Here is a 20,304-nt window from a genome sequence, read left to right as displayed (position 1 = left end):
TGGCGGCGCACGTCCGCCGCTCCCGTAACGATCACACACCCCGGTGCGCGGGACGTGCGCCCTCACACCGGAGCCGCACGCTCCACTAGCGTCGGGGTCCCGCCACCCGCGCCCCAGCCGACCAGGAGTGACCACGCCCCCAGCCCCGTGCCCCTGCCCCCGCCCCTCCCCCGAAACCCTCCTCTCCCAAGTGGCCGACGCCCTCGGCCACCCCGTCGCGCCACCATGGGCCGATGCCGTACGCGCCGTGCCCCGCGATCGATTCCTGCCGGACCGGATCTGGCTCCGGGACGGCAACGGGGGCTACGCGCCCTGCGACCGCGCCGTGGATCCGGAGCGCTGGGGCGAGGCGGCGTTCAGTGACGCGCCGCTTGTGACACAGATCAGGGAGGACGCCGACGGGTTCCGGGAACCCACCTCGTCCGCCTCCGCGCCCGGCACGGTGCTGCGCATGCTGGAGGATGCCGGGATCGCCGACGGGCAGCGGGTGCTGGAGATCGGGACCGGGACCGGGTACCACGCCGCGCTGCTCGCACACCGGCTCGGGGACGATCGCGTGTTGAGCGTCGAGGTCGATCCCGTACTCGCCGATACCGCTCGCGCCAACCTGAAGGGCGTGGGGCGCGCGCCCACCGTCGTCACCGGCGACGGAGCGCTGGGCCACGCCGCTGCCGCCCCGTACGACCGGATCATCGCCACGTGCTCCGTGCGCGCCGTGCCCGCGGCCTGGCGCGCGCAGACGCTGCCCGGGGCCCGCCTCGTCGTGCCGTGGAGCACCAGTTGGATCACGTACGGCACACTCGTCCTCACCCGCCGCGCGGACGGCACCGCCGACGGGCGCTTCGCGGGCTACGGCTCGTACATGGTGATGCGCGGCCGGCGGGCGGAGAGCGACCTCGACCGCGACATCCTGCGCGACGGGCAGCGGCCCTGCCGGTCCGAAACGGGGCTGTCCCCGTGGGCCGTGGCGGGCGAGGATCTCGACGCGCAGTTCGCCGTCGGTCTTCGGGTGCCCGATGTGTGGCATTCCTGGGACACCGCGACGGACCAGGCGCACACCCGCCTGTGGCTGGCCGACGACGCCGCGGCCTCGTGGGCGTCCGTGGACTACGACGGCCGGCAGACCGCCCGCTTCCCCGTACGGCAGCACGGGCCGCGCCGTCTCTGGGACGAGGTGGCCGCGGCCCACCGGCAGTGGGTACGCGCGGGCGAGCCCCGCGTCGCCGGCCACGGCCTCACCGTCACCGCCGCAGGCCACCGGGTCCAGGTTCAGGGGCCGCCGGTCGCCCCTTGATCGGCCGAGCGCCCCTGACCTCGTCAGGGGCGCTGATTCAGCCGTACGGCGGGACCGCTCAGGCGGACTCGGCCTGGAACATCCAGTGGTGCTTCTCGAGGTCGGCGGTCAGGCCGATCAGGATGTCCTGGGTCACCGGGTCGGGCTCGTCCGTCTCCTTGATGCGCTGCCGCATCCGGGCGATGACGGCACCGAGCGCGTCGACCATGACGCGAACGACCTCGGCGTCCTTGATCCAGCCGTCCTGCACCGTGTCGATGCCGCTGGTCTTCGCGACCGTCTCGGCCCGGCCGTCCGGCGACACGCCGATCGCCGAGGCCCGCTCGGCAACGGTGTCGGCGTACGAGCGCGCCGTGTCCACGACATCGTCGAGCTGCAGATGTACGGAACGGAAACGCGGGCCGATGATGTTCCAGTGGACCTGCTTCGCCACGAGCGAGAGATCCACCAGGTCGACGAGGGCTCCCTGCAGTGCGTCCCCGACCACCTTGCGGTCGTCGTCGGACAGCGTGCTCTTGACGACAGACATCCATGACTCCTTTTCGGGCGATTTGTTCCCTTCGCCCATTGTCCAGCTAATTGATCCTGTCTGTACTGATCGGGTACCCCGCCGCGCCGCGGTAATACCTGGCCGCCCCCAAGTGAGGACCTAAGTCCCGCCGACCGGCCCCGCCCCGTCCGCCCGAAGAATCCGGGAAAGCCCTGAGCCCCGCCCGGCGGCTGCCGGACGGGGCTCAGGGAAGTCGTGTGGGGCGCATGGTCGGCGCCTGAGGAGGGGAGGTACGGCGACCACCTCGGCCGGGTGGGCCAAAGGTGACCGTGCGGATCCGGGGGGGGATGCGACGGCTCAGGCCGCAACGACGTCGACCGCCTCCGCGGGGGCCTTGATCGTCACGCGGTCCTCGGGGACACCGGCCAGCGAGGCCACGGACACCGAGTTCAGCTTGGGGCGGACCGGTGCCGGCACCGGCTCGCTCGCGGCCGCGGAGCGGGCCAGCTCGGCGAGCGCCAGCTCGTCGCTGACCTCGCGCATCAGCTCGGACATGCGCACATCCAGCGCGTCACAGATCGCCGAGAGCAGTTCGGAAGAGGCTTCCTTCTGTCCCCGCTCGACCTCGGACAAGTAACCGAGCGACACCCGGGCGGAGGAGGAGACCTCGCGCAGGGTGCGGCCCTGGCGCTGACGCTGTCGGCGCAGCACGTCACCCAGCAGGCGACGAAGCAGAATCATCGCTGGCTCCCTCCTCGGACCTCGGATCCGGATCCTTCTCGCCCCACCGTACCGCCTCGGGCCTCGGCCGTGCGGGGCGCGAGTTCGTGTTCACTCAGGGCTGTAAACATCAAAATTCCCCCCGTTGTTCCGTATCCTGTGCCGCCGCATTCTCTGTCAGTTCGCTCACCAGCAGCGCCAGTGCCGCCGCCACGGTGTCCCGGCGGATCCGCTCCCGATCGCCGTCCAGCGTGAGCCGTCGTACACCGCCCGCGCCGCCCGGTCCGGCGACCGCGACGAAGACCGTGCCCACGGGCTGTCCGTCCTGGGGGTCGGGGCCGGCAACCCCTGTAGTGGCGATACCCCAGTGGGCGCCCAGCACACGCCTTACACCACGGGCCATCTGGCGGGCAACCTCCGCGTCCACGGCCCCGCGGTCGTCCAGCAGCGCGCCGTCCACGCCCAGGACGTCCCGCTTGAGCGCGGTGGCGTACGCGGTCACCGAGCCCCGGAAGACCCGGGAGGCTCCGGGTACCCCGGTGAGGGCCCCGGCTACCAGGCCGCCCGTCAGCGATTCGGCCACCGCCAGGCTCGCCCCGCGCGCCGCGAGCACGTCGAGTGCCCGCGCGGCCACGGCCGTCACTTCGGCGGCCGCACCCGGAAAGTCCCCGGAGGCCGCCTCCTGCGCGGGATCAGCGGGCATTTCCACAGCCACTTCGGAAGGTCGTCCCAGCGGCCGTCAGCGACGCGCGTGCCGGGCCCGCACCGGGCACCACCGTACGGAAAGCCACCGGCCTCACCGTACGGAGTCCCCGTCGTCCCGGGCCTCCGCCGCGGCCCCGGACCGCCGCTCGGCCCGCACCGCGCTCCCGGCAGGCTCCGCGCCATGCACCTCGGCGGTGCTCCCGGCCGGCTCCCCGTCGCGTACCGCGTGCGCCTCCGCGGCCGTCCTGGCCCGCTCCTGCGCCTGCACCGCGCGCGCCTCGGCCAGCCCGGCACGCCGCAGGACGACCGCCTGCCGTACGTAGTCCAGCCCGGTCACGACGGTCAGCACCACGGCGACCGCCATCACCCACCACCGGAACGTCGCCAGCGGCCCGTTCAGCATGAGGACGTACATGCCCACGGCGGTGCCCTGCGCGAGCGTCTTGAGCTTGCCGCCGCGGCTGGCGGGGATGACGCCGTGTCTGATCACCCAGAAGCGCATCAGCGTGATGCCCAGCTCGCGGAAGAGGATGACGCCGGTCACCCACCACGGGAGGTCGTCCAGCACGGACAGGCAGATCAGCGCCGCTCCCATGATCGCTTTGTCCGCGATCGGGTCGGCGATCTTCCCGAAGTCCGTGACCAGGTTGTACTGGCGCGCCAGATGGCCGTCGAACAGGTCGGTGATCATGGCGATGGCGAAGGCCGCCCAGGCGAACGAGCGCCAGGCCGGGTCGTAGCCGTCGCCGTGCATCAGCAGCAGCACGAAGGCCGGAATGAGGACCAGCCGCACCATGGTCAGGACGTTGGCGATGTTCCACAGCCCGGCCGTCCGGACGGCCGGCGCCGGGCGGTGGTGCCCACCGGCCGCGGAAGCCGGGACTCCGCTCATCTGCCCGCCTCCTCAGTACACGGCACGCCGTCCACCGACAGCACCTCGGCCACCAGGTCGACGCCTTCACTCGCCACGGCCTTTGCTTCGACCATACGTCCCGGCGCAAGGTCGAGTGAGGTCCGCAGCAGGGTCACGCCATCGGTTTCGGGCGCCTGGTGCGCGGCCCGCCCCACGATGCCGTCCTCCTCGTCGACGCTGTCCACCAGGACGGTCAGGGTCTCCCCGAGCCGCTCCTCGGCGCGCTGCGCGGTCAGCTCCTCGGCCAGCCGCGAGATGCGCGCGAGGCGCTCGGCGACCTCGTCCGGGTGCACCTTGCTGTCGTACGTGGCCGCCTCGGTGCCGTCCTCGTCCGAGTAACCGAACACACCGATCGCGTCCAGTCGCGCCCCGGTCAGGAAGCGCTCCAGCTCGGCCACGTCCTCCTCGGTCTCGCCGGGGAAGCCGACGATGAAGTTCGAGCGGGCGCCGGCCTGCGGGGCCTTCGCACGGATCTGCTCCAGCAGGCCGAGGAAGCGGTCGGTGTCGCCGAAGCGCCGCATGGCGCGCAGCACGCCCGGGGCCGAGTGCTGGAAGGACAGGTCGAAGTACGGGGCGACCTTCTCGGTCTGCGTCAGCACGTCGATCAGGCCCGGCCGCATCTCGGCGGGCTGGAGGTAGCTGACCCGGATGCGCTCCAGGCCGTCGACGGCCGCCAGCTCCGGCAGCAGCGTCTCCAGCAGGCGGATGTCGCCCAGGTCCTTGCCGTAGGAGGTGTTGTTCTCGGAGACCAGCATGATCTCCTTCACCCCCTGCTCCGCCAGCCAGCGCGTCTCGCCGAGCACGTCGGAGGGGCGGCGCGAGATGAAGGAGCCGCGGAAGGACGGGATGGCGCAGAAGGAGCAGCGGCGGTCGCAGCCGGAGGCCAGCTTCACGGAGGCCACCGGGCTGGTGCCCAGGCGGCGCCGGAGCGGCGCACGGGGGCCCGAGGCGGGCGCCACGCCCTCGGGCAGGTCGGCGGGGGCCGGGGCCGGCGCGGTGTCGCCGTGACCGGGCAGCGCCACGCCGGCGGCGTCCTGCCGCTCGGCCGGGCTGATCGGCAGCAGCTTGCGGCGGTCGCGCGGGGCGTGGGCCTCGACGTTGCCGCCGCTCAGGATCGTCCGCAGCCGGTCGGAGATGTCGGTGTAGTCGTCGAAACCGAGCACGCCGTCGGCCTCCGGCAGGGCCTCGGCCAGCTCCTTGCCGTACCGCTCGGCCATGCAGCCGACGGCCACCACGGCCTGGGTGCGGCCGTGGTCCTTCAGATCGTTGGCCTCCAGCAGGGCATCGACGGAGTCCTTCTTGGCGGCCTCGACGAATCCGCAGGTGTTGACGACGGCGACATCGGCATCGGCGGCTTCCTCGACGAGCTCCCAGCCGTCCGCTGCCAGGCGGCCTGCGAGCTCCTCCGAGTCCACCTCGTTACGGGCGCAGCCAAGAGTGACAAGGGCGACGGTACGGCGTTCGGGCATGGAGTCAGCCTACTTTGTCCCGGCAGCCCCTATCGCTGCCAGGGTTGCCCCGCTCCGTCCGCCGCCCGGGGCCGGGCCGTCCGGCCCCATGGGAGCCCTGCTCAGCCCGCCTGCGGCCCCGCCGAGTAGCTCAGCCGCTCGACCGCTCCCTTGTCGCCGACCTTCTCGATCTCCTTGCCGTTGACGAACAGCTGTACGACTCCGGCGTTGCCGACGACCAGATCGATGCGCTTCTTGTCCGTGAAGGTCTTGGACTCGCCCTTCTTGAGCAGGCCGTCCTCCAGCAGGCGGCCGTTGGCGTCCTTGGCGGAGATCCAGCTCTGCCCGTCCTTCGCGGTGATCTTGACGGTGACCCGGTCCTTCGGCACGCCCGCGACGGCGCTCTCCGAGGCGCCCGGACCGGGCACGGTGGTCGGCTTGGGCTTCTTGCCGGACTTGCCGGCGGCGGGCTTCGTCGGCTGCACCGGCGCCGCGGTGTTGTCGCCCTCGGCGACCGCGCTGCCCTTGCCGCCGCCGCTGAAGAGGGTGAAGCCCACGAATCCGACGACCGCGACGATGGCCGCGACCATCGCGGCGGTCCAGTTCGGGCGGCCCCGCTCGGGCCGGATGCGCTCGGCCTCGAAGAGCGGCGCGGCGGGCGTCGGCTCGGGCCGGCCGCCGCGGTCCCCGTCGAATCGGGCGATCAGCGGTTCCGGATCGAGGCCGACGGCGCGGGCGAGCGTGCGGATGTGTCCCCGTGCGTAGACGTCGCCGCCGCAGCGCGAGAAGTCGTCCTGCTCGATGCCGTTGACGATGGGCACGCGCACCCGTGTCGTGGCGCTGACCTCGTCGACGGTCAGTCCTGCGTCGATACGGGCCTGCTGGAGGGCGCGGCCGATGGAGGGCCGGTCGTCTTCGGGGGAGTTGCCGATGGACACGGGGGCGCCTTTCGAGCGTGAGCCACCTGCTGGAGGTTCAGTCTAGGGGTGTACCGAAAGGGTCGGGCAAGCGGAAGAGCGGACTTTGTACGCCATCAGAAGGCCACGTGAGGCCGCCGGACGCCCGGTCCGGGTCCCGATGGTGCAGCATCCTCCCACCACCTCCCTCAACTTGACGTAGCGACGGGAGAAACGGTTGCTTACGCTCTTCGGCGAGTGAACCGAATCCCTCGTACGGGTGGTCCGGGAGCGCGGCCCCCGGACTTCCGCCGTCGCCACCCGCCGTCGGCCCGGCACAACTTCTACGAAGGCGTCTCCCCCCGGATCACGGCCAGTACGCCTTCCAGTTCGTCCGGCTTCACCAGGACGTCGCGCGCCTTGGATCCCTCGCTCGGCCCGACGATGTTGCGCGACTCCATCAGGTCCATCAGCCGCCCGGCCTTGGCGAAGCCGACGCGCAGCTTGCGCTGGAGCATGGACGTGGACCCGAACTGGGTGGAGACCACCAGCTCCGCGGCCTGGCACAACAGGTCCAGGTCGTCGCCGATGTCCTCGTCGATCTCCTTCTTCTTGGCCGTGCCGACCGTCACGTCGTCCCGGAAGACCGGCGCCATCTGGTCCTTGCAGTGCTGGACGACCTGCTGGACCTCGTCCTCCTGGACGAACGCGCCCTGCATGCGCACCGGCTTGGTCGCGCCCATCGGCAGGAACAGGCTGTCGCCCTTGCCGATCAGCTTCTCCGCGCCGGGCTGGTCGAGGATGACCCGGCTGTCGGCGAGCGAGGAGGTCGCGAACGCCAGCCGGGACGGCACATTGGCCTTGATCAGGCCGGTGACCACGTCCACCGACGGCCGCTGGGTGGCGAGCACCAGGTGGATGCCGGCGGCGCGGGCGAGCTGGGTGATGCGGACGATGGAGTCCTCCACGTCCCGCGGCGCGACCATCATCAGGTCCGCCAGCTCGTCCACGATCACCAGCAGGTACGGATACGGCGACAGCTCGCGCTCGCTGCCCTCCGGCGGCTTGAGCTTGCCGCTGCGCACGGCGGCGTTGAAGTCGTCGATGTGGCGGTAGCCGTACGCCGCCAGGTCGTCGTAGCGCAGGTCCATCTCGCGCACGACCCACTGCAGGGCCTCAGCGGCCTTCTTGGGGTTGGTGATGATCGGGGTGATCAGGTGCGGGATGCCCTCGTACGCGGTCAGCTCCACGCGCTTGGGGTCCACCAGCACCATCCGCACCTCGTCGGGGGTGGCGCGCGCCATCACCGAGGTGATCAGGCAGTTGATGCAGGACGACTTGCCGGAGCCGGTGGCGCCCGCGACGAGGATGTGCGGCATCCGCGCCAGGTTGGCGGAGACGTACCCGCCCTCGACGTCCTTGCCGAGGCCGACCAGCAGCGGGTGGTCCTCGCCCACCGACTCGGCCGAGCGCAGCACGTCGCCGAGGTTGACCATCTCCCGGTCGCTGTTGGGGATCTCGATGCCGACCGCGGACTTGCCGGGGATGGGGCTGATGATCCGCACGTCGGGGCTCGCGACGGCGTACGCGATGTTCTTGGCCAGCGCGGTGATCTTCTCGACCTTGACCGCGGGGCCCAGCTCGATCTCGTACCGGGTGACCGTCGGGCCGCGGGTGAAGCCGGTGACCGCCGCGTCGACCTTGAACTCCTGGAAGACGGTGGTCAGCGACTCCACGACGGCGTCGTTGGCGGCGCTGCGGGTCTTGCCGGGGCCGCCGCGGGTGAGCAGGTCGAGCGACGGCAGGGAGTAGGTGATGTCGTTGGACAGCAGCAGTTGCTCGGCCCGTGCGGGCAGCTCGCCGGACGGTTCGGGGGCGGACTTCGTGAAGTCCGGCACCGACCCCGAGGAGGACCGGTCCGCGCCGCTCTGTCCGGCGCCGCTCTGCCCGGCGCCGCGGGCGGGCGGCACCGAGCCGCTGTCGGACGGCCGCCCGGACGTGTCCTGCGTCTCGTCGCGCTCGCCGGAGATGCCGCTGCTGAGGTCGGCGACCAGGGGCGAGGGCTGCACGCCGTGCAGCACGGCGCCGTCCAGCGAGGCGGCGGCAGCGGCGGCCACGTCCACGGCGTCCATGGGCCGGTCGGCGGGCTGGAGCGGCGTACGGCGGCTGCGGCGGCGCTTGGCCAGTGCCGCCTCCTCTATGGCGTCCGGGTCGCCGGCGGGGTCCGGCTCGGGCGCCGCGCGCCGGGCGCCGCGCCGCGGCTGCTCGCGCCAGTCGTCGGCGTACGGCTCCTCGGCGACCGGCTCGGGCTCGTACACCTCGACCAGGCCCAGCCGGGCGCCGAGCTGGCGCAGGCGCTGCGGGATGGCGTTGACGGGCGTGGCGGTGACGACCAGCAGGCCGAAGACGGTGAGCAGCACCAGCAGCGCCACCGCCAGGGTCTGGCCGACGGTGAAGATCAGCGGCTTGGACGCGACCCAGCCCACATAGCCGCCGGCGTCCTGTATGGCCGCTATGCCGTCGCCCCGGCCGGGCGATCCGCAGGCCATGGCGACCTGTCCGAGGACGCCGATGACCAGCGCGGACAGGCCGATCACGATGCGTCCGTTGGCCTCCGGCTTCTCCGGGTGCCGGATCAGGCGCAGCGCGATGCCGCCGAGCAGGATCGGTACGACCAGGTCGAGGCGGCCGAAGGCGCCGGTGATCAGCAGCTGGACGAGGTCGCCGACCGGGCCGTCGAGGTTGGACCAGGTGCCGGCCGCGATGACCAGCGCGAGGGCGAGGAGCAGCAGCGACAGCCCGTCCTTGCGGTGCGCGGGGTCGAGGTTCTTCGCGCCGCGCCCGACGCCGCGGAACATCGCGCCGACGGCGTGCGCCAGCCCGAGCCAGCAGGCCCGCACCAGGCGGTAGACGCCGCCGGTGGGCGACGGGGCCGGCTTGGGCGGCGCCTTCTTGGCGGCGGCCTTCTTGGCCGGCGCGCGCTTGGCCGGAGCGGTCTTCTTGGCGGGCGCCCTCTTGGCCGGAGCCGGCGCCTTCTTCGCCGGTGCTTTCTTCGCGGCGGCCTTCTTGGCGGCGCCCCCGGGCTGTCCGGCGCGCTGCTTCGAGGGGCCCGCCGTGCTCTGGGAACCCTTGCCGGACGTACGTGAGGCCATGGTGACGAGATTACAGGCGACGGCCACAGTGACACGAGCGCTCGGGCCTTCACCCATTCGTGTCGCGGCCCGGGGCCGGGCACTTCGCGCCGGTGAACGGCGAAGCGGGCCGTACACAGGGCTGGTGATGGCGCGTCAGGCTCCACCGCGGCCCGGGAGCCCGCAGGCCGTCAGCGGCGCCGCACAGCGCCGCTCAGGCGGCTCCGTTGCCCGTGCCGGGCTCCAAGGCGTCCAGCGCCCGCCGCAGTCCGGTGAGCTTGCGCTCCAGATGCGCCGCGGTCGCGATGGCCGCCGCGTCCGCCGACTCGTCAAGCTGCTTGGACAGCGCCTCGGCCTGCTCCTCGACGGCCGCGAGCCGGGCGGAGAGTTCGGCGAGCAGCCCCGCCGGCTCCTTGGCCGACTCGTCAGCGGCCGCCCGGCCGCTCTCCAGCTGGAGGCGCAGCAGCGTCGCCTGCTCCCGCAGTTGACAGTTCTTCATGTACAGCTCGACGAAGACCGAGACCTTGGCGCGCAGCACCCACGGGTCGAACGGCTTGGAGATGTAGTCGACCGCGCCCGCCGCGTAACCACGGAAGGTGTGGTGCGGGCCGTGGTTGATGGCGGTGAGGAAGATGATCGGGATGTCGCGGGTACGCTCGCGCCGCTTGATGTGCGCCGCCGTCTCGAACCCGTCCATCCCCGGCATCTGCACATCGAGCAGAATCACCGCGAAATCGTCGGTGAGCAGTGCCTTGAGCGCTTCCTCCCCGGACGATGCCCGCACCAGTGTCTGATCGAGCGCGGAGAGGATCGCCTCCAGCGCCAGCAGATTCTCCGGCCGGTCATCGACCAGGAGGATCTTGGCCTTCTGCACCATGGCCCGTCCTCCTCGCCCCGGCAATGAACCGGACGCCGCCCCAGGGGACGGCTCTGTCATGCCGCCCGTCCTTGTGCCGGTCATCGTAGCCGCACCCCGCCTGTCGCCACACCCTGTCACCGCGATGTCACTGTGCACGTAGCACAAACGCAGTGAGAGACCAGAAGGTTCCCCGAATACCGCTCTCCCACACGTGGCCGGCCACACTGAGTCAACATGCGGGGAACCTTACGAGTCTCATTTGACGAACGTGTCACCGCGTGCGCATCCATTGCTCCATCACCGTCAGCAGGTGGTCGGTGTCCACCGGCTTGGTCACGTAGTCGGACGCGCCGGACTCGATGCTCTTCTCCCGGTCGCCCTTCATCGCCTTCGCGGTCAGCGCGATGATCGGCAGCCCGGCGAACTGCGGCATGCGCCGGATGGCGGCCGTGGTCGCGTAGCCGTCCATCTCCGGCATCATGATGTCCATCAGGACCAGCACCACGTCGTCGTGCTGCTCCAGGACCTCGATGCCCTCCCGGCCGTTCTCCGCGTACAGCACGGACAGGCCGTTCTGCTCCAGCACGCTGGTGAGCGCGAAGACGTTGCGGATGTCGTCGTCGACGATCAGCACCTTCTCGCCGTGGAAGCCGCCGTCGAAGCCGGACGGCACCAGGTCCTGGCCGTTGCCGATCCAGGGCTCCTCGGCAGGCGTCTGCGAGGGCTCCTCGACCGGCTGCGGTGCCGCCGGCGGCGTGGGCGCGGGCGGCAGCTCCGGCCGCGGCCCCGCACCGGCCGCCGGGCGACGGCGCCGCCTCGGCTCCGGCCCGCTGCCCCGGGAGGGCGCCACGCCGGTCTGCGCGGCCTCCTCGGCGGCGTCCCGGCCGAGCTCCGCGTCCCGCGCCTCGGCGTCCATCGCGAGCCCGCCCGCGACCAGCTGCGGGTACCCCTGCGGCGGCAGCCCGCCGGGGTTGTGCGGCAGGTAGAGCGTGAAGGTGGAGCCGCGGCCCGGCTCGCTGGCGGCGTGGATCTCGCCGCCGAGCAGCCGCGCGATCTCCCGGCTGATGGACAGGCCGAGGCCGGTGCCGCCGTACTTGCGGCTGGTCGTGCCGTCCGCCTGCTTGAACGCCTCGAAGATCACCCGCATCTTGCTGGAGGCGATGCCGATGCCGGTGTCGGTCACCGAGAAGGCGATCATGCCGGCGTCCGCGTCGCGCAGCGCGCCGTGCTCCAGCAGGTGTTCGCGGATGTCCGTCGGCACGTCGTCGCCGGCCGGCCGGATGACCAGCTCCACGGCGCCGCTGTCGGTGAACTTCACCGCGTTGGCCAGCAGGTTGCGCAGCACCTGGAGCAGCCGCTGCTCGTCGGTGTGCAGCGTGGCGGGCAGCTCGGGGGAGACCCGTACGGAGAAGTCGAGTCCCTTCTCCGCGGTCAGCGGCCGGAAGGTGGCCTCCACGTAGTCGACGAGCTGCACCAGCGCGATGCGCGTCGGGCTGACGTCCATCTTGCCGGCCTCGACCTTCGACAGGTCCAGGATGTCGTTGATCAGCTGGAGCAGGTCGGAACCGGCGCCGTGGATGGTCTCGGCGAACTCGACCTGCTTCGGGGAGAGGTTCCCCTCGGCGTTGTCGGCGAGCAACTTGGCGAGGATCAGCAGTGAGTTGAGCGGGGTGCGCAGCTCGTGCGACATGTTCGCCAGGAATTCCGACTTGTAGCGCATCGAGACGGCCAGCTGCTCGGCGCGCTCCTCCAGGACCTGCCGCGCCTCCTCGATCTCGGTGTTCTTCACCTCGATGTCGCGGTTCTGCGCGCGCAGTTGCTCGGCCTTCTCCTCCAGCTCGGAGTTGGACAGCTCCAGCGCCTTCTGGCGGCTCTCCAATTCGCCCGAGCGCTCCTTGAGTTGCTCGGTCAGCTCCTGCGACTGCTTGAGCAGCATCTCGGTCTTGGTGTTGACGGAGATGGTGTTGACGCTGGTCGCGATCATCTCCGCGATCTGGCTGAGGAAGTCCTTCTGGATCTGGGTGAACGGCTGGAAGGAGGCCAGCTCGATCACGCCGAGCACCTTGTCCTCGAAGAGCACCGGCAGCACGATCACATTGGCCGGCGGGGCCTCGCCGAGCCCGGAGGCGATCTTCAGATAGCCGGAGGGCACGTTCTCCACCAGGATCGTGCGCTTCTCGGCCGCCGCCGTGCCGATCAGGGTCTCCCCCGGCCGGAACGTCGTCGGCATGGCGCCCATGGAGTAGCCGTACGAGCCCATCAGCCGCAGCTCGTAGGCGCCCGGCTCACCGCCGTCCGCGCCGATCTCGTTGCTGTCGCCGGGCTGCGCGGCGAGGAAGAACGCGCCGTGCTGGGCCGAGACCGCCGGGGACAGCTCGCTCATGATGAGCGTGGCCACGTCCTTGAGGTCGCGGCGCCCCTGCATGAGGCCGGAGATACGGGCCAGGTTGCCCTTGAGCCAGTCCTGCTCCTCGTTGGCGAGGGTGGTCTCGCGCAGCGTGGCGATCATCGTGTTGACGTTGTCCTGGAGCTCCAGGATCTCGCCCGCCGCGTCCACGTCGATCCGCACGTTGTGGTCGCCGAGGGTCACCGCGGCGGCGACGGCGGCGATCGCCCGCACCTGGCGGGTCAGGTTGCCCGCCATCTCGTTCACCGACTCCGTCAGGTCCTTCCAGGTGCCGGCCACGCCGCGCACCTGCGCCTGGCCGCCGAGCTGGCCGTCCGTACCCACCTCGCGGGCCACCCGGGTGACCTGCTCGGCGAAGGAGGAGAGCTGGTCGACCATCGTGTTGATGGTCGTCTTCAGGGCCAGGATCTCGCCCCGCGCGTCGATGTCGATCTTCTTGGTGAGGTCGCCCTTGGCGATGGCGGTGGTGACCATGGCGATGTTGCGGACCTGGCCGGTCAGGTTGTTCGCCATCGAGTTCACGGACTCGGTGAGGTCCTTCCACGTACCGGCGACGCCGGGAACCCGGGCCTGGCCGCCCAGGATGCCGTCGGTGCCCACCTCACGGGCCACCCGCGTGACCTCGTCGGCGAACGACGACAGGGTCGTGACCATCGTGTTGACGGTGTCGGCGAGCTGCGCGACCTCGCCGCGCGCCTCGACCGTGACCTTCTTGGTCAGGTCGCCGTTGGCGACCGCCGCCGAGACCTGGGAGATGTTGCGCACCTGAATGGTCAGGTTGTTGGCCATCAGGTTGACGTTGTCGCTGAGGTCCTTCCAGATGCCGGTGACGCCCGGGACCCGGGCCTGGCCGCCCAGCTGGCCTTCCGTACCGACCTCACGGGCGACGCGCGTCACCTGCTCGGCGAACAGCGACAGCTGGTCGACCATCGTGTTCACGGTCGTGACCAGTTCGAGGATCTCGCCCTTGGCGTCGACGGTGATCTTCTTCGAGAGGTCGCCGCGCGCGACCGCGGTGGTCACCTCGCCGATGCTGCGCACCTGGGAGGTGAGGTTGTTCGCCATGAAGTTGACGGACTGGGTGAGGTCCTTCCACGTACCGCTGACACCCTGGACCTCGGCCTGACCGCCGAGGATGCCCTCGGTGCCCACCTCGCGGGCCACCCGGGTGACCTGCTCCGCGAAGTTCGACAGCTGGTCCACCATCGTGTTCAGGGTGTTCTTCAGCTCCAGGATCTCGCCCCGGGCGTCCACGTCGATCTTCTGCGACAGGTCACCGCGCGCGACCGCCGTCGCGACCTGCGCGATGTTGCGGACCTGGGCGGTCAGGTTGCCGGCCATGCCGTTCACCGAGTCGGTCAGGTCGCGCCAGACGCCCGCGACGCCCGGCACCTGGGCCTGGCCGCCGAGCCTGCCGTCCGTACCGACCTCGCGGGCCACCCGGGTGACCTGCTCCGCGAAGGCCGAGAGCTGGTCCACCATCGTGTTGATGGTGTTCTTCAGCTCCAGGATCTCGCCCCGCGCGTCCACGTCGATCTTCTGCGACAGATCGCCGCGCGCCACCGCCGTCGTCACCTGGGCGATCTGCCGCACCTGGGAGGTGAGGTTGCCCGCCATGAAGTTGACGGAGTCGGTCAGTTCCTTCCACGTACCGCTGACGCCGTCCACCCGGGCCTGACCGCCGAGCCGGCCCTCCGTGCCCACGTCCCGCGCCATCCGGGTGACCTGGTCGGCGAACGAGGACAGCTGGTCGACCATGGTGTTCACGGTGTTCTTCAGCTGGAGCATCTCGCCGGAGACGTCGACCGTGACTTTCTGCGACAGATCGCCGTTGGCCACCGCCGTGGTCACCTGCGCGATGTTGCGCACCTGGCCGGTCAGGTTGCGGAAGGCCGTGTTGACGGAGTCGGTCAGGTCCTTCCACGTCCCGGCGGCGCCCGGAACCGCCGCCTGGCCGCCCAGCTCGCCCTCGACCCCGATCTCCCGCGCGACACGCGTCACCTCGGCGCCGAACGACGACAGCTGGTCGACCATCGTGTTCACGGTGTTCTTCAGTTCGAGCATCTCGCCCGCGACGTCGACCGTGACCTTCTGCGACAGGTCACCGTTCGCGACCGCCGTCGTCACCTGCGCGATGTCGCGGACCTGCCCGGTCAGATTGCGGAAGGCGTTGTTCACCGAATCGGTGAGGTCCTTCCAGGTGCCCGCCGCGCCCGGCACCTGGGCCTGCCCGCCGAGCTGGCCCTCGGCGCCGACCTCGTTGGCGACCCGGGTGACCTCGTCCGCGAAGGTACGCAGCGTCTCGGTCATCGTGTTGATCGTGTCCGCGAGCTGCGCGACCTCGCCGCGCGCACTGACCGTGACCTTCTGGGACAGGTCGCCGTTGGCCACCGCCGTGGTCACCTGGGCGATCCCGCGCACCTGCGCCGTGAGGTTCCCGGCCATCAGGTTGACGGAGTCGGTGAGGTCCTTCCAGACGCCCGCGACGCCCGGCACCTGCGCCTGGCCGCCCAGCTCGCCTTCCGTACCGACCTCGCGTGCGACGCGCGTCACCTCGGAGGCGAACGACGAGAGCTGGTCCACCATCGTGTTGACGGTGTTCTTCAGTTCCAGCATCTCGCCGGCGACATGGACGGTCACCTTGCGTGACAGGTCGCCCTTGGCGACGGCGGTGGTGACGAGAGCGATGTCACGTACCTGCGCGGTCAGCCGGGACGCCATCGTGTTGACCGACTCGGTCAGGTCCTTCCAGGACCCGGACATGCCGCGCACCCGCGCCTGCCCGCCGAGCTTGCCTTCCGTGCCGACCTCGCTGGCGACCCGCGTCACCTCGTCGGTGAAGGCCGACAGCTGGTCCACCAGGCCGTTGACGGTGCGGCCCACCTTCAGGAACTCGCCGCGCAGCGGATGCGCCGAACTGTCGTCCGAACCGCGCGAGCGCAGGTCCATCCGCTGTTCCAGGTCGCCCTCGGACACCGCGGAGAGCACCCGGCCCACCTCGGACACCGGCCGTACGAGATCGTCGACCAGGGCGTTCGAGGCGTCGATGGCCGCCGCCCAGGAGCCCTCACAGGCGCCGGCCTCCAGGCGTTCCGTGAGTTTTCCCTCACGCCCCACGACCCGGCGCACCCGCGCCAGCTCTCCCGTGAGGTGCAGATTGCGGTCCGCCACCTCGTTGAAAACAGCGGCGATCTCCGCCATCGCTCCGTCGCCGGAGACCGTCAGCCGCTTACGGAAATTCCCGTCACGCATCGAGACGAGAGCAGCCAGCAGCCGGTTCAGCGCAGCCGTATCCACCTCAGTCGTCCCGTTGCTCCGGGAACGTCCGCCTTTCGCGCGCGTGCTCGTGCCCCGCGCCGCTGCGCCAGACTCCACCGTGTCCCTCCCGCAGGGTCGACCGTTCTACCCGGGCCTTCTCTTTGAGCTTGCCCAGTGTTTCACCATGGCCCAACCAGGCCATAACAGTTCGGCAGCATCGCATATCGTCCCGGGCACGATCGGGGCGGAAACACACGTGACCGGCATCCGCACGCGCGGCGAAGGTAAGTAACCTGGCATCCGGCTGTCCACCCGCCCTGGCCGTCCAGCACGGGCAGTGGGCGAGCACACCAGGCTTTTCGGAGGGGCGCCGCCATGGTGGGAGAGCAGATCACCGACACACGCATGAGGAGACCAGTGATCACCGCGCGGGCCGCTGCCACGTTCGAGCCGGTCGGCCGCTCGGTCGCCACCGCCCGCGCCTTTGTGCGGGACACCCTCCAGGGCTGGGGCTACGGCGACATCGTCGACGACGCCGTCGTCCTGACCAGCGAACTGGTCACCAACGCCGTCGTCCACGCGGGCACCGCCGCCGACGTACTGTGCCTGCGCAGCGACGACGGCGTGCGCATCGAGGTCGCGGACCGCTATCCGGAGCGGGAGATCCCCCTGCAGAACACCGGCCGCGCGTTCGCCCATCCGGACCGCGAGGGCGGCCGCGGGCTGCTGCTGTGCGGCGCGCTGGCCAGCCGCTGGGGCGTGGAGTACACCGCCTCGCAAAAGCACGTCTGGTTCCAGCTCGACCTGCCCGAGCGCCCCGCGGGCACCCGCTCGGCGGGCCCCGCGCTGCCCGTGGACGTCCTGCCGCTCGCCGACAGCCGGGTCCGCGTCGCGGTCGTCCAAGTCGACCGCGGCGGCTGCATCAGCTTCTGGAACGAGGACGCGCGCGACCTGTTCGCGTACGACCCCGAGCAGGTCGTCGGCAAGCCGCTCACCGACTTCGCGGCCTGGCCGCACACCCCCGGCACCGGCACCGGCATCGCCGAGGCGCTGCTGCTGTCCCGGTGGGAGGGTTCGTACGGCATACGGGGCGCGGATGGCCGGGTCGTCCCGGTGTACGCCTCCCACCTGCGCGTCCGCGACGCCGACGGGGAGCCGTACACGGTCTGCCTGCTGGTGCGCGACCACGAGCGCGCCGTCCTGCAGAGCCCGCCGCGCACCCCGGCCCCCGACCAGGCGGCCCAGCCGGCCGAGGGCCGCGGCCCCGCCGACCCGTTCGAGGTCTTCATCGGCTCGCCGGCCCCCGACGACCTGGACGGCCTGCTCCAGCGCACCGTCGAGCGCGCCCGCGACATGCTCGACGGCGACGCCGCGTACCTCCTGCTGGCCACCGACGACGAGACCGAGCTGGAGGTACGCGCCTCCACCGGCCTGCCCTCGGCCCGCCAGCGCTTCGCCCGGGTCCCGGTCGAGGCGGGCTCCGGGCGCTACGGCTCCGCCCGTATGCCGGCGGTCCACGAGGACCTGACCGCCGTGCCGGGCGCCGTGCCCCTGCTCTCCGGCACGGGCATGCGCTCGGTCGTCACCGTCCCGCTGAAGGTCGAGGGCCGGCTGACCGGCTCCCTGGGCGTCGCCGCGGAGGCCCCGGGCCGCTACACGAACGAGGAGGCCCTGCGACTCCAGTTCGCCGCCGACCGCATCGCGCTGGCCGTCGAACGGGCCCGCCTGACCGAGCTGGAACGGCTGCGCCGCGGCTCCCTCTCCTTCCTCGTCGAGGCGTCCGACCTGCTCGCCGGCACCCTGGACCGGGACCAGACGCTGGCCCTGATGGCCCAGATGACGGTCCCCACCCTCGCCACGTGGTGCGCGGTCTACACCGTCGCGGACCAGGCGTCCGAGCCGGAGCTGTCCTACGTGCTGCACGAGGACGAGGACCGTATCGACGGCCTCAAGTCGCTCCTGATGAAGGTGGACCCGCCCGAGCCGGTGCCCACGCCCGGCGCACGCCTGTGGAACGCGCCCACGGACGCCGCGCACGACGCGGCCCTGCGCACCTCCCTGCGCAGCCTGGGGCTCGGCGACTCCGCCCGCCCCTCCAAGGGGCCCGGCGCCAGCCTGGCCACCGCCTCGGCGGTCGGCGGCGAGACCGTCGTGCTGCCCCTGGTCGCGCGGAACCGCGTCATCGGCATGCTCACCCTCGGCAAGCCCAGCGAGGAGCACTTCCGCCAGGAGATCCTGGAGCTCGCCGAGGACCTCTCCCGGCGCGCCGCGCTCGCCCTGGACAACGCGCGCCTGTATTCGGAGCGCACGGCCATCAGCCAGTCGCTCCAGCGCAGCCTGCTGCCTCCGGAACTGCCTGAGGTGCCGGGCGTCGAGGTCGAGGTCATCTACCGCGCGGCCGGCGAGGGCAACGAGGTCGGCGGCGACTTCTACGACGTGTTCCCCATCCGGGACGGCGCGTACGGCTTCGCCATCGGCGACGTCTGCGGTACGGGCCCGGAGGCCGCGGCCGTCACCGGCCTGGCCCGGCACGCGCTGCGGCTGCTCGCCCGCGAGGGCTTCGGCGGCCCCGCCGTCCTGGAACGGCTGAACGCCGCGATCCTCGACGAGGGCGCCCGCAGCCGCTTCCTGACACTGCTGTACGGCGAGCTGTGGCCACAGCGCGACGGCAGCGCCGTCCTGAAGGTCGTCTGCGCGGGCCATCCGCTGCCGCTGCGCCTGCGCCAGGACGGCACGGTCGAGCCGGCCGCCGAGCCGCAGCCGCTGCTCGGCGTCATGGACGACCTGGAGCTGTACGAGCAGACCATCACCCTCGACCCCGGCGACGTGCTGCTGTGCGTCACCGACGGCGTCACGGAGCGCCGCGAGGGCACCCGCATGCTGGGCGACGACGGTCTGACGGATGTGCTGACGACCTGTACGGGGCTGACCGCGGGCGCGGTGGCCGCCCGCATCCTGCGCGCGGTGGAGCGGTTCGCCGCCGAGCCCGCGTCCGACGACATGGCCATTCTCGCCATGCGGGTCCCCGAGGTGTCGCGCGAAGCGTGACCCGGGGGCCCGCCGGGCCGCCCCTTCCGGGCACTCCTTCCGAGGATACGAAAAAGGCCCCCGCCTGATGGCGGGGGCCTTTTCCTCTGAGCCCCAATACGGAATCGAACCGTAGACCTTCTCCTTACCATGGAGACGCTCTGCCGACTGAGCTATTGGGGCGCGGCAACGGAATAGAGCATACCCGATCTCTTCCGATAATCCGAAATCGAGTACCGCAGGCTTCGGGGGCGCATCCCATCCCGCCCTAAAAGGGATTTTCAGAACGCCGGTTGCAGCAGTCCGCCCAGCGCGTTGCAGGCTCCGGCCAGCCGCTGCAGCTCCCGCCGCGAGAGTGCGGTACGCACCGGCAGCGCCAGCGTCTCGTCCACGGCGCGCTCGGTCTGCGGCAGGTACACGTCCCGTCGCAGCCGCGGCAGGCGGTAGACGGGCGCCTGTACGGGCACGCGGCAGGCGACGCCGCGCGAGCGCAGCGCCCGGGCGAACGCATCCCGGTCAGGGCGCCCGTTTCCCGGCACGCGCACCACGTACTGCTCGTACGTGTGCCCCGCGGCGGCCGGTGGCGGCGTCACGCCCGTGAGCCGTCCGTCGAGGTAGGCGGCGCGCTCCTGCCGTCGCCGCACCTCGTCCTGGTCCGTGCGCCCGGCACCGGGCTCGTCCTCGGCGACGACCAGCAGCCCGTGCCGCCGCCCCGTCTCGCGGATCCAGCGCATGTCCGCCGGCCGCCCGAAGCGATGTACGGCGACGACGGCCGCCGTGCGCGGGGTGATCGCGTCGGCCACCGCGGCCGGATCGAGGCAGTAACTGTCGGCGTCGATGTCGGCGAAGACCGGCAGCGCGCCCAGCTCCACCACCGCCTCGGCGACCTCCGGGTTCCCGTACGCCGGCACCACCACCTCGTCGCCTTCGCGGACACCGGCCGACCTGAGCGTTCCCACTGTCCCCATGCCGCGGATCCTGACCACATGAAGTGAACATGAAGTAACACGATGGACTGCGTGGTGAGAACAAAAAAGCTCCGGTCCCTGAACCAGAAGGTTCAGGGACCGGAGCTGAATAATTGTTCGGCGGCGTCCTACTCTCCCACAGGGTCCCCCCTGCAGTACCATCGGCGCTGAAAGGCTTAGCTTCCGGG

General features: G+C 71.3%; 12 protein-coding genes and 1 tRNA gene. 2 read left to right on the top strand and 11 right to left on the bottom strand.

What is annotated here, in order from left to right:
* The first annotated feature begins 190 nt into the window (after positions 1-190).
* Positions 191-1,294, top strand: a complete 1,104-nt coding sequence (locus ADK86_RS33950; protein WP_234346197.1) for a methyltransferase domain-containing protein — start codon at positions 191-193, stop codon at positions 1,292-1,294.
* Between the two features lie 58 nt (positions 1,295-1,352).
* Here the strand turns inward: ADK86_RS33950 and ADK86_RS33945 are convergent, their stop codons facing one another.
* From ADK86_RS33945 to ADK86_RS33905, 9 genes are all read right to left on the bottom strand, one after another.
* Positions 1,353-1,823 (bottom strand): Dps family protein, encoded by a 471-nt coding sequence (locus ADK86_RS33945; RefSeq protein WP_053700073.1) that lies wholly within the window; start codon positions 1,821-1,823, stop codon positions 1,353-1,355.
* A gap of 318 nt (positions 1,824-2,141) precedes the next feature.
* Entirely contained in the window at positions 2,142-2,525 is a 384-nt protein-coding gene (locus tag ADK86_RS33940; RefSeq protein ID WP_003983565.1) for a helix-turn-helix domain-containing protein, read from the bottom strand.
* A 109-nt stretch (positions 2,526-2,634) separates the two neighbouring features.
* Positions 2,635-3,207: a CinA family protein gene (locus ADK86_RS33935; RefSeq protein WP_053700072.1), complete on the bottom strand. Its 573-nt coding sequence runs from the start codon at positions 3,205-3,207 to the stop codon at positions 2,635-2,637.
* A 93-nt stretch (positions 3,208-3,300) separates the two neighbouring features.
* Positions 3,301-4,101: a CDP-diacylglycerol--glycerol-3-phosphate 3-phosphatidyltransferase gene (gene pgsA, locus ADK86_RS33930; protein WP_053700071.1), complete on the bottom strand. Its 801-nt coding sequence runs from the start codon at positions 4,099-4,101 to the stop codon at positions 3,301-3,303.
* Positions 4,098-5,591, bottom strand: coding sequence for a 30S ribosomal protein S12 methylthiotransferase RimO (rimO, locus tag ADK86_RS33925; RefSeq protein ID WP_053700070.1), 1,494 nt, complete (start codon positions 5,589-5,591; stop codon positions 4,098-4,100). The genes pgsA and rimO overlap by 4 nt, the downstream gene beginning before the upstream one ends.
* Positions 5,592-5,692: 101 nt before the next feature.
* Positions 5,693-6,508, bottom strand: coding sequence for a helix-turn-helix domain-containing protein (locus ADK86_RS33920; RefSeq protein WP_053700069.1), 816 nt, complete (start codon positions 6,506-6,508; stop codon positions 5,693-5,695).
* Between the two features lie 302 nt (positions 6,509-6,810).
* On the bottom strand, positions 6,811-9,618 hold the full coding sequence (locus ADK86_RS33915; protein WP_053700087.1) for a DNA translocase FtsK: 2,808 nt from the start codon (positions 9,616-9,618) through the stop codon (positions 6,811-6,813).
* A 193-nt stretch (positions 9,619-9,811) separates the two neighbouring features.
* A complete protein-coding gene (locus ADK86_RS33910; protein WP_003983571.1) occupies positions 9,812-10,474 on the bottom strand; it encodes a response regulator in 663 nt (220 codons plus the stop codon).
* Between the two features lie 253 nt (positions 10,475-10,727).
* Positions 10,728-16,238 carry a HAMP domain-containing protein gene (locus ADK86_RS33905; protein ID WP_078952441.1) on the bottom strand — a complete coding sequence of 1,837 codons (5,511 nt, stop codon included), beginning with the start codon at positions 16,236-16,238 and terminating at the stop codon, positions 10,728-10,730.
* Between the two features lie 258 nt (positions 16,239-16,496).
* On the opposite strand from ADK86_RS33905, the gene ADK86_RS33900 reads away from it, so the two are divergent.
* Positions 16,497-19,169, top strand: a complete 2,673-nt coding sequence (locus ADK86_RS33900; RefSeq protein ID WP_394297548.1) for a SpoIIE family protein phosphatase — start codon at positions 16,497-16,499, stop codon at positions 19,167-19,169.
* An 89-nt stretch (positions 19,170-19,258) separates the two neighbouring features.
* On the opposite strand, the gene ADK86_RS33895 is transcribed toward ADK86_RS33900, so the two are convergent.
* Positions 19,259-19,331: transfer RNA gene (locus ADK86_RS33895), tRNA-Thr, on the bottom strand.
* Positions 19,332-19,429: 98 nt separating this feature from the next.
* Complete coding sequence (locus ADK86_RS33890) at positions 19,430-20,116, bottom strand: DegT/DnrJ/EryC1/StrS family aminotransferase (protein WP_053700067.1); 687 nt, start codon at positions 20,114-20,116, stop codon at positions 19,430-19,432.
* Positions 20,117-20,304 lie beyond the last annotated feature (188 nt).

The sequence above is a fragment of the Streptomyces sp. NRRL F-5755 genome (genome assembly GCF_001279365.1).
In the GTDB taxonomy this organism is placed as follows: domain Bacteria; phylum Actinomycetota; class Actinomycetes; order Streptomycetales; family Streptomycetaceae; genus Streptomyces; species Streptomyces rimosus.
This window is presented reverse-complemented; position numbering and strand designations above follow the sequence as displayed.